This window comes from Streptomyces sp. (assembly GCF_031181705.1).
Classification (GTDB): domain Bacteria; phylum Actinomycetota; class Actinomycetes; order Streptomycetales; family Streptomycetaceae; genus Streptomyces.
The window spans coordinates 20341-28698 of sequence record NZ_JAPSKN010000070.1 but is presented as its reverse complement, the minus strand read 5'-3'; the positions used below and the strand labels follow the sequence as shown (position 1 = coordinate 28698).

Sequence of the window (8358 nt, the reverse complement as noted above, 5' to 3'; positions counted from 1 at the left end):
CAGGTGCAGACCACCTCGCGCCGCAAGCCGCCGTTCGGCATCGCCCAGATGGGCAAGTCCTTCCGCAACGAGATCACGCCCGGCAACTTCATCTTCCGCACCCGCGAGTTCGAGCAGATGGAGATGGAGTTCTTCGTCAAGCCGGGCGAGGACGAGAAGTGGCAGGAGTACTGGATGGAGCAGCGCTGGAACTGGTACACCGGCCTGGGCCTGCGCGAGGAGAACATGCGGTGGTACGAGCACCCGAAGGAGAAGCTCTCCCACTACTCCAAGCGCACCGCCGACATCGAGTACCGCTTCCAGTTCGGCGGCAGCGAGTGGGGTGAGCTGGAGGGCGTGGCCAACCGCACCGACTACGACCTCGGCGCCCACGCCAAGGCCTCCGGCCAGGACCTCACCTACTTCGACCAGGAGGCCGGCGAGCGCTGGACCCCCTACGTCATCGAGCCCGCGGCCGGTGTCGGCCGCGCGATGCTGGCGTTCCTGCTGGACGCCTACGTCGAGGACGAGGCGCCCAACGCCAAGGGCAAGATGGAGAAGCGCACGGTGCTGCGCCTCGACCACCGCCTCGCCCCGGTGAAGGTCGCCGTGCTGCCGCTGTCCCGCAACCCGGAGCTGTCCCCGAAGGCCAAGGGCCTCGCCCAGGCGCTGCGCCAGCACTGGAACATCGAGTTCGACGACGCCGGCGCCATCGGCCGCCGCTACCGCCGTCAGGACGAGATCGGCACGCCGTTCTGCGTGACCGTCGACTTCGACACGCTCGAGGACAACGCGGTCACCGTCCGCGAGCGTGACTCGATGAAGCAGGAGCGCGTCTCCCTCGACCAGATCGAGGGCTACCTGGCGGCCCGCCTGGTCGGCTGCTGACCGCTTTCTTGGCCCACGACGGTGCCGGGTCCCTCCCAGGGGGCCCGGCACCGTCGCGTTGTGGCCAGTGGTCCCCCAACGGCAACCGCGAATGGTCCTGTTGCCGCCGGGCCGGTGGCGCGAGGGTGAGGGCCATGAGCATCGCCTTCCTGCTGACCACCCTGATCGTCGTCGCCACGCCGGGCACCGGCGTCGTCTACACCCTGGCCGCCGCGCTCTCCCGGGGCCGCCGCGCCGGTGTCGTCGCGGCCGTCGGCTGCACCCTCGGGATCGTGCCGCATCTGCTGGCCTCGGTCACCGGCGTGGCCGCCCTGCTGCACGCCAGCGCGACCGCCTTCCAGGTGCTGAAGTACGCCGGCGTCGCGTACCTGCTCCACATGGCCTGGGCCACCCTGCGCGACAAGGACGCCCTCGTGGCCGGGGAGGGGGAGGCCGCGCCGCCGTCCGCGCGGCAGGTGATCGTGCGGGGCGTGCTGATCAACATCCTCAACCCGAAGCTGACGGTCTTCTTCCTCGCGTTCCTGCCGCAGTTCGTGAGCCCGGCCGAGCCGCACGCGGTGGTGCGGATGGCCGCGCTCGGCGGGGTGTTCATGGCGGCCACCTTCCTGGTGTTCGCGGCCTACGGGCTGCTGGCCGCGTCGGTGCGCGGCCAGGTGCTGGGCCGGCCGCGGGTGAGGGCGTGGCTGCGCCGGGGTTTCGCCGGGTCGTTCGTGGCGCTGGGCGCGAAGCTGGCGGTCACGACCCGGTGACCCAGCCGGGGGGCTGACAACTATCGAATGACAGATATTGAAATCTGTCAGCTGTCATGTCATCGTGGAGGGCATGACGATGCGCACGCGCTCCCTCGGAACCACCGGCCCCCAGGTCTCCGCCCTCGGTCTCGGCTGCATGGGCATGTCCGCCCTGTACGGCGAGGCGGACCGGGCCGAGTCCATCGCGACGATCCACGCGGCGCTCGAAGCGGGCGTCACCCTGCTCGACACCGGCGACTTCTACGGCATGGGCCACAACGAGCTGCTGATCGGCGAGGCGCTGCGCACGGCCCCCGCCGCCCGGCGTGAACAGGCCCTGGTCAGCGTCAAGTTCGGGGCCCTGCGCGGCCCGGACGGCAGCTGGGCGGGCTACGACGGGCGGCCCGCCGCGGTGAAGAACTTCGCCGCGTACTCCCTGCAGCGGCTCGGCGTCGACCACATCGACGTCTACCGCATCGCCCGGCTCGACCCCGGCGTACCGGTCGAGGAGACGGTCGGCGCGATCGCGGAACTGGTCGAGGCCGGTTACGTCCGGCACATCGGACTCAGCGAGGTCGGCGCCGCCACCGTCCGCCGGGCCGCCGCCACCGCGCCGGTCTCCGACCTCCAGATCGAGTACTCCCTGATCTCCCGCGGCATCGAGGCCGAGATCCTGCCCACCACCCGTGAGCTGGGCATCGGCGTCACCGCCTACGGGGTGCTCTCGCGCGGTCTGATCTCCGGCCACTTCACGGCCGACCGGCAGCTCGGCCCGGGCGACTTCCGGGCCGTGTCGCCGCGCTTCCAGGGCGACAACCTCACGCACAACCTGGGCCTCGTCGAGGCGCTGCGGAAGATCGCCGGGCAGAAGGGCGTCACCGTCGCGCAGATCGCCATCGCCTGGGTGCTCAGCCGCGGCGAGGACATCGTGCCGCTGGTCGGCGCCCGCCGCCGCGACCGTCTCACCGAGGCGCTCGGCGCCCTGGACGTGACGCTGGACGAGGCCGACCTCGCCGCGATCGAGGAGGCCGTGCCCGCCGGGGCCGCCGCGGGCGACCGCTACCCGGCGGCGCAGATGGCGCACCTCGAAGCGTGAACCGGGCTCCGGGTACGGTCAGGGCATGGCACCGACCAGCGAGACACTGACCGCCGAGCGCATCCTCGAAGCCACCGAGGAGGTGCTGCGCCGCCACGGCCCGGCCAAGGCCACCGTGGTGGACGTGGCCCGCGCGCTCGGCGTCAGCCACGGCAGCGTCTACCGGCACTTCCGGACGAAGGCGGCGCTGCGCGAGGCGGTCACCAAGCGCTGGCTGGACCGCACCTCCGGCGAGCTGTCCGGGATCGCCGCCGGCGACGGCCCCCCGGAGACCCGGCTGCGCGACTGGCTCGCCGCGCTGTTCGCCGCCAAGCGCCGCAAGGCGGGCGCGGATCCGGAGCTGTTCGCCACGTACACGGTGCTCACGGGCGAGAACGGCACGGTGGTGAGCGAGCACCTCGACGACCTGACCGCCCAGTTGACCCGCATCGTCCGGGCCGGCGTGGAGACCGGCGACTTCACCGCCGCCGACCCGGAGGCCACGGCCCGCGCGGTCTTCCAGGCCACGGGCCGCTTCCACGACCCCTGTTACGCCCGTGAGTGGGAGGAACCGGGGGCGGAGGCGGACTTCACGGCGGTCGTCGACGTGCTGGTGCGGGGGCTCAGGGCTTGACGGCAGCCGCCCGCGCGGGCCGGTCCCCTCGCGGCGCCGTCGGGTCCACCGTCGCCTGATGGGCCTGGGCCAAGTGCTCCTCCGCCTTCAGCCAGGGCAGGAACTGGGCGCCTCTGCGCCAGCCGCAGGTGTCGCATCTGATCGTGCGCTGCACGCCCGTACGCCGCACCCGCACCACGTGTTCGCGGCCGTGCTGGTCCCAGCGGCGGACCTTGCTCGTGTCGTTGTGCGCCATGACGCCTCCCGCGATCGAGAACCCGGCCGGTCCGGTCCGCTCACCACCGGCAGTGTGCGGCAGGACCGACATCAACGGGGTTACCCCGGGATCCTGTTGTCAGGCCGTGAGCGACGCGCCGATCCGAGCCGCCCCGGGGCCGTCGACCGCCGGATCGGCGATTGCGTCGAGCATGTGGGCGCGCGGCGGGCCGCAGAGCACATGGGGGCGCGGCGCCCCGTACCTGCCTCCCGAGCCGCTCGGCCGGCGCCGGCGGGCTGCGGCCGGCTCTCCAGGCCGACGCGGTCCGGCAGTTCGCCGGAGATCGCCTGCAGGAGTCCGCCGCGGCCTGCGCAGCGCACCCCGGTGACAGCGCGGCTGACCTGCGGTCAGGCCCGCTCCGCGGTGACCGCCACGTCCCGCACCTCCGGCGACGACAGCCTCTCGGCCGTGCGCTCGGCGGTCCCCCGGGCCCAGCGTCCACTGGTCACGGCCCCGAGCGCCAGCACCGCGAACCCGCACGCAGCGAGGATCCACCAGCCCGGCCGCGCGGCGGACACGAACGCCTCCCGGTACGAGGACGCGCCCACGCCCGACGCGAGCACCGCCCCCACCACCGCGACCCCCAGCGTCTGCCCGAGCTGCCGGCTCGTCGAGGCGACCGCCGCCGCCACGCCCGCCTGGGCGCGCGGCATGCCGGAGACCGCCGTGTTGGTGATGGGCGCGTTGACGAAGCCGAAGCCGACGCCGAACAGGACGAAGCCGAGGAAGAGCGTGAGGTTCGACGTCTCGGCCTCGAACGCGGCGAAGAGGACACCGCTCGCCGTCATCGCCAGGCCCGCGATCACCAGGGACAGCCGGGGTCCGCGCGTGCCGACCAGGCGGCCGGACAGCGGCGCGCACAGGAACGTGGGCACCGCCATGGGCAGCATCCACAGACCCGCCTCCAGGGCGCCCAGACCCCGCACGTTCTGCAGGTACAGCGTCGACAGGAACAGGAAGCCGCCGAGCGCCGCGAACGCGCTGACGGCGACGACCGTCGCCCCGCTGAACGGAGCCGAGCGGAAGAAGCGCAGGTCGATCAGGGGCTCCGCGCGGCGCGGCTCGTACCAGAGCAGGGCGGCGAGGGCCGCCAGGGCCAGGATCACCAGCGGGGCCAGGGACGCGAAGGCCGTGCTCGGCGCCTCGATGATCGCGTACGTCAGCGAACCGAACAGCGCGATCACCAGCACCTGTCCGACCGGGTCCGGGCGGCGGGCCCGGGGCGCGCGGGACTCGGGGACGAAGCGCAGGGTGAGCAGCAGCGCCGCCAGGCCCACGGGCAGGTTGATCCAGAAGATCGAGCGCCAGCCGACCGACTCCACCAGCAGGCCCCCGACCAGCGGGCCGGCGGCCATGGAGATGCCGACGACGGCTCCCCACGCGCCGATCGCCCGGGCCCGTTCGCGCGGGTCCGTGAAGGTGTTGGTGATGATCGACATGGCGACCGGGTTGAGCATCGAACCACCCACCGCCTGGACCATCCGGAAGGCGACCAGCGCCTGGAGGTTCGGCGCGAGGGAGCACAGGACCGAGCCGAGGGTGAAGACGACCAGACCCGTCATGAAGACCCGCTTGCGGCCGATCCGGTCGGCGGTGGAGCCCGCGAGCATCAGCAGCGACGCCAGGACCAGCGTGTAGGCGTCGATCGTCCACTGCAGGCCCGAGGTACTGGCGTGCAGGTCCCGCTGCATGGACGGCAGGGCGACGTTCAGGACCGTGTTGTCCAGGCTCACGATCAGCAGACTCATGCAGCAGATCGCGAGCACCAGCATGCGGCGGCGGGGGCTGGGCTCGGGCATGCGTTTCATCGTACGCCGACTTCGATAGTGTGGCTAACTAATGAATTTTGCCATTTCATTGCACGGCACAATGGAGGCATGTCCACGCCCCTGCAGATCGGCCCGCACACCGTCCAGCCGCCCGTCGTCCTGGCCCCCATGGCCGGGATCACCAACGCGCCCTTCCGCACCCTGTGCAGGGAGTTCAGCGGCGGCAAGGGACTGTTCGTCAGCGAGATGATCACCACCAGGGCGCTGGTCGAACGCAACGAGAAGACCATGCAGCTCGTCCACTTCGACGCGAGTGAGCGGCCCCGGTCGATCCAGCTCTACGGTGTGGACCCGGTCACCGTCGGCAAGGCCGTCCGCATGATCGCCGAGGAGGACCTCGCCGACCACATCGACCTGAACTTCGGCTGCCCGGTGCCGAAGGTCACCAGGAAGGGCGGCGGCTCCGCACTGCCGTACAAGCGGAACCTGCTGCGGGCGATCCTGCGCGAGGCCGTCAGCGGCGCCGGTGAGCTGCCCGTGACCATGAAGATGCGCAAGGGCATCGACGACGACCACATCACCTACCTCGACGCCGGCCGCATCGCCGTCGAGGAGGGCGTCACCGCCATCGCGCTGCACGGCCGCACCGCCGCCCAGCACTACGGCGGCACCGCCGACTGGGACGCCATCGCCCGGCTCAAGGAGCACGTCCCGGAGATCCCGGTCCTCGGCAACGGTGACATCTGGTCGGCCCGGGACGCCCTGCGGATGGTGCGCGAGACCGGCTGCGACGGCGTCGTCGTGGGCCGTGGCTGCCTCGGGCGGCCGTGGCTGTTCGCGGACCTGGTCGCCGCCTTCGAGGGCCGCACCGAGGACATCGCCCGCCCCACCCTGCGCGAGGTCGCCGACGTGATGGTCCGGCACGCCACCCTGCTCGGGGAGTGGATCGGCGACGAGTCCCGGGGCGTGATCGACTTCCGCAAGCACGTCGCCTGGTACCTCAAGGGCTTCGCGGTCGGCTCCGAGATGCGCAAGCGCCTCGCGATCACCTCGTCGTTGGAGGAGCTGCGCTCCGGCCTGGACGAGCTGGACCTCGACCAGCCCTGGCCCGCCGGCGCCGACGGGCCCCGCGGCCGCACCTCCGGCAACAACCGGGTGGTGCTGCCGGACGGCTGGCTGAAGGACCCCTACGACTGCGCCGGCGTCGGCGAGGACGCCGAACTCGACACCTCCGGCGGCTGATCAGCCCTTGGAGGGGTGCGGTGTCGAGCCGTACGCCTTCAGGAAGCGGTCGCGGAAGGAGTCCATCCGCCACACCGGCGCGTCGGAGGCGGGCCTGAGGCCCTCCGTCCAGTTCCAGTCGGCGACCTTGTCCAGGACCTTCGGGTCCTTGGCGACGATCGACACCGGCACGTCGCGGGAGGCGCGGGCGCCGCTGACCCGGGCGATGGGCTGGTGGTCGCCGAGGAAGACCAGGACGGTGTCGTCGGTGCCGTAGCGCCGCAGCCACTGGGTCAGGGTGGTGACCGAGTACCGGATCGACTTGCCGTACTCCTCGCGGGACCTGGTGGTGTCGGTGAGGACGTCCGAGGCCCGGTTCCCGGCCTTCTGGATCGCGTCGAAGACCGAGCCGTCGCCGAGTTCGTCCCAGCCGACCATCCTCGGCAGGGGTGCCCAGGGCTGGTGACTGGAGGTCAGGATGACGAACGACATCAGTGGCTTGTCGCGCTTCCTGCCGTGCACCCGGCGCTGGAACGCCTCCAGCGCGTACTGGTCGGGCATGGTCGACCAGCTGAACTTAGGCCCCTGGTAACCCAGGTCGCGGGAGTCGTAGAGCTTGTCGAGGCCGTACCACTCCTCCTCCGGCCAGCCCTTCTGGACGCCCGGCATGACGCCGACCGTGTCCCAGGCGCCGGTCTTCTGGAACGCCTTGGTGAGGGTCAGGTGATCGCCCGCGGTGACCGTGCGGTAGCGCCGCTGGTTGTCGATCCACAGGCCGGACATGGTCGTGGAGTGGCCGAGCCAGCTGCTGCCGCCGAACGTCGCCGAGGTCAGCCAGCCGCTGCGGGCGTGGAATCCGGCCTTCGCCAGGGCCTCGGTGCCGGTGTCGAGGGTCCGGCCGACGCCGGGGGCCATGACCGGGTCCGCAAGCGCGCTGCGGCCGTAGCTCTCGATGAACGTGAAGATCACGTCCTTGCCGCGCAGGTCGGGCAGGAGCTGACCGGGCGGGGTGGCGCCGAAGCTGTCCGCCCTCGCCTGCCGCACGAAGGCCGCCTCGTCCCGCAGCGAGTCCACGGTGCGCTGTGCGTGCACGCGCAGGGCGCCGGCCGCCCGTTCGGAGGCGACCGGCCCGCCGAACAGGGTGAGCCCGAGGGCGGAGCAGGTGACCCAGACGGTGCCGGCGGCCAGGGCGCCCCGGGTCGCCCGGACCCGGTGGCGCGCCAGCGTCTCCGCGAGCCGGATCGCCGCCGCGACCAGGACGGCGGCGAGCAGCAGGATCAGCACGACCACGCCGACGGCGGCCGCGGTCGCGACGGTTCCGCCCAGCGTGTCCGCCACGTACGCCTGGGCGTCGGGCAGCAGGTCCCAGTCGAGCGCGGCGTTGAAGCCCCGGCCCAGGTACTCGTTGAATCCCATGTCGAGCAGGTTCACGGCCGTCAGCGCGGTGAGGCCGAGCCCGTAGAGCACCGCCGCGGCCAGCCGGGGCCGGCGCGGCAGCGCCAGTACGACGACGGCGCCGATCACCGCCTCCGCCGGGATGCGCGTGAAGCTGACCGGTTCCAGCGCGGGGAGCGTGTTGGGCAGCAGCAGGGCACCGACGACCAGGACGGCCGCCAGGACGGTGGTGGTCAGGCGCAGGGCGCGGGCGGCCCGGGGGTGACGGGTGCGCCAGGCGCGCGGGTGCGCGAGCCGGGACCCGGGGGCGGCTCGGCCCGCCTCCGCCGTGAGGACGCCCTCCCCGAGGGGCTCCGCCGGCGACGACTGGCGCAGGCGTGTGAAGACAGGCACCCGGAGGTCCTTCCCGT

The 8358-nt window shown here is 72.4% G+C and carries 8 protein-coding genes; 5 read left to right on the top strand and 3 right to left on the bottom strand.

Translation table 11 applies throughout. The features are described 5' to 3' along the window. The 4 genes from RIN80_RS15550 to RIN80_RS15535 form a co-directional block, all read left to right on the top strand. On the top strand, nucleotides 1–867 hold an 867-nt coding region (locus tag RIN80_RS15550), incomplete at its 5' end, for a glycine--tRNA ligase (protein ID WP_309096187.1). 134 nt (nucleotides 868–1001) lie between these two features. Next, nucleotides 1002–1616: a LysE family translocator gene (locus tag RIN80_RS15545; protein ID WP_309096186.1), complete on the top strand. Its 615-nt coding sequence runs from the start codon at nucleotides 1002–1004 to the stop codon at nucleotides 1614–1616. Between the two features lie 73 nt (nucleotides 1617–1689). Then, entirely contained in the window at nucleotides 1690–2694 is a 1005-nt protein-coding gene (locus RIN80_RS15540; RefSeq protein WP_309096185.1) for an aldo/keto reductase, read from the top strand. 25 nt (nucleotides 2695–2719) lie between these two features. Next, nucleotides 2720–3307: a TetR family transcriptional regulator gene (locus RIN80_RS15535; protein WP_309096184.1), complete on the top strand. Its 588-nt coding sequence runs from the start codon at nucleotides 2720–2722 to the stop codon at nucleotides 3305–3307. Here the strand turns inward: RIN80_RS15535 and RIN80_RS15530 are convergent. Next, a complete protein-coding gene (locus RIN80_RS15530; RefSeq protein ID WP_309096183.1) occupies nucleotides 3297–3542 on the bottom strand; it encodes a hypothetical protein in 246 nt (81 codons plus the stop codon). The genes RIN80_RS15535 and RIN80_RS15530 overlap by 11 nt on opposite strands. Nucleotides 3543–3910: 368 nt before the next feature. Beyond that, nucleotides 3911–5362 carry an MFS transporter gene (locus RIN80_RS15525; protein ID WP_309096182.1) on the bottom strand — a complete coding sequence of 484 codons (1452 nt, stop codon included), beginning with the start codon at nucleotides 5360–5362 and terminating at the stop codon, nucleotides 3911–3913. 78 nt (nucleotides 5363–5440) lie between these two features. Between RIN80_RS15525 and dusB the strand changes: the two genes are divergently transcribed. Continuing rightward, nucleotides 5441–6574 carry a tRNA dihydrouridine synthase DusB gene (gene dusB, locus RIN80_RS15520; protein ID WP_309096181.1) on the top strand — a complete coding sequence of 378 codons (1134 nt, stop codon included), beginning with the start codon at nucleotides 5441–5443 and terminating at the stop codon, nucleotides 6572–6574. On the opposite strand, the gene RIN80_RS15515 is transcribed toward dusB, so the two are convergent. After that, nucleotides 6575–8341 (bottom strand): sulfatase-like hydrolase/transferase, encoded by a 1767-nt coding sequence (locus tag RIN80_RS15515; RefSeq protein WP_309096180.1) that lies wholly within the window; start codon nucleotides 8339–8341, stop codon nucleotides 6575–6577. Nucleotides 8342–8358 lie beyond the last annotated feature (17 nt).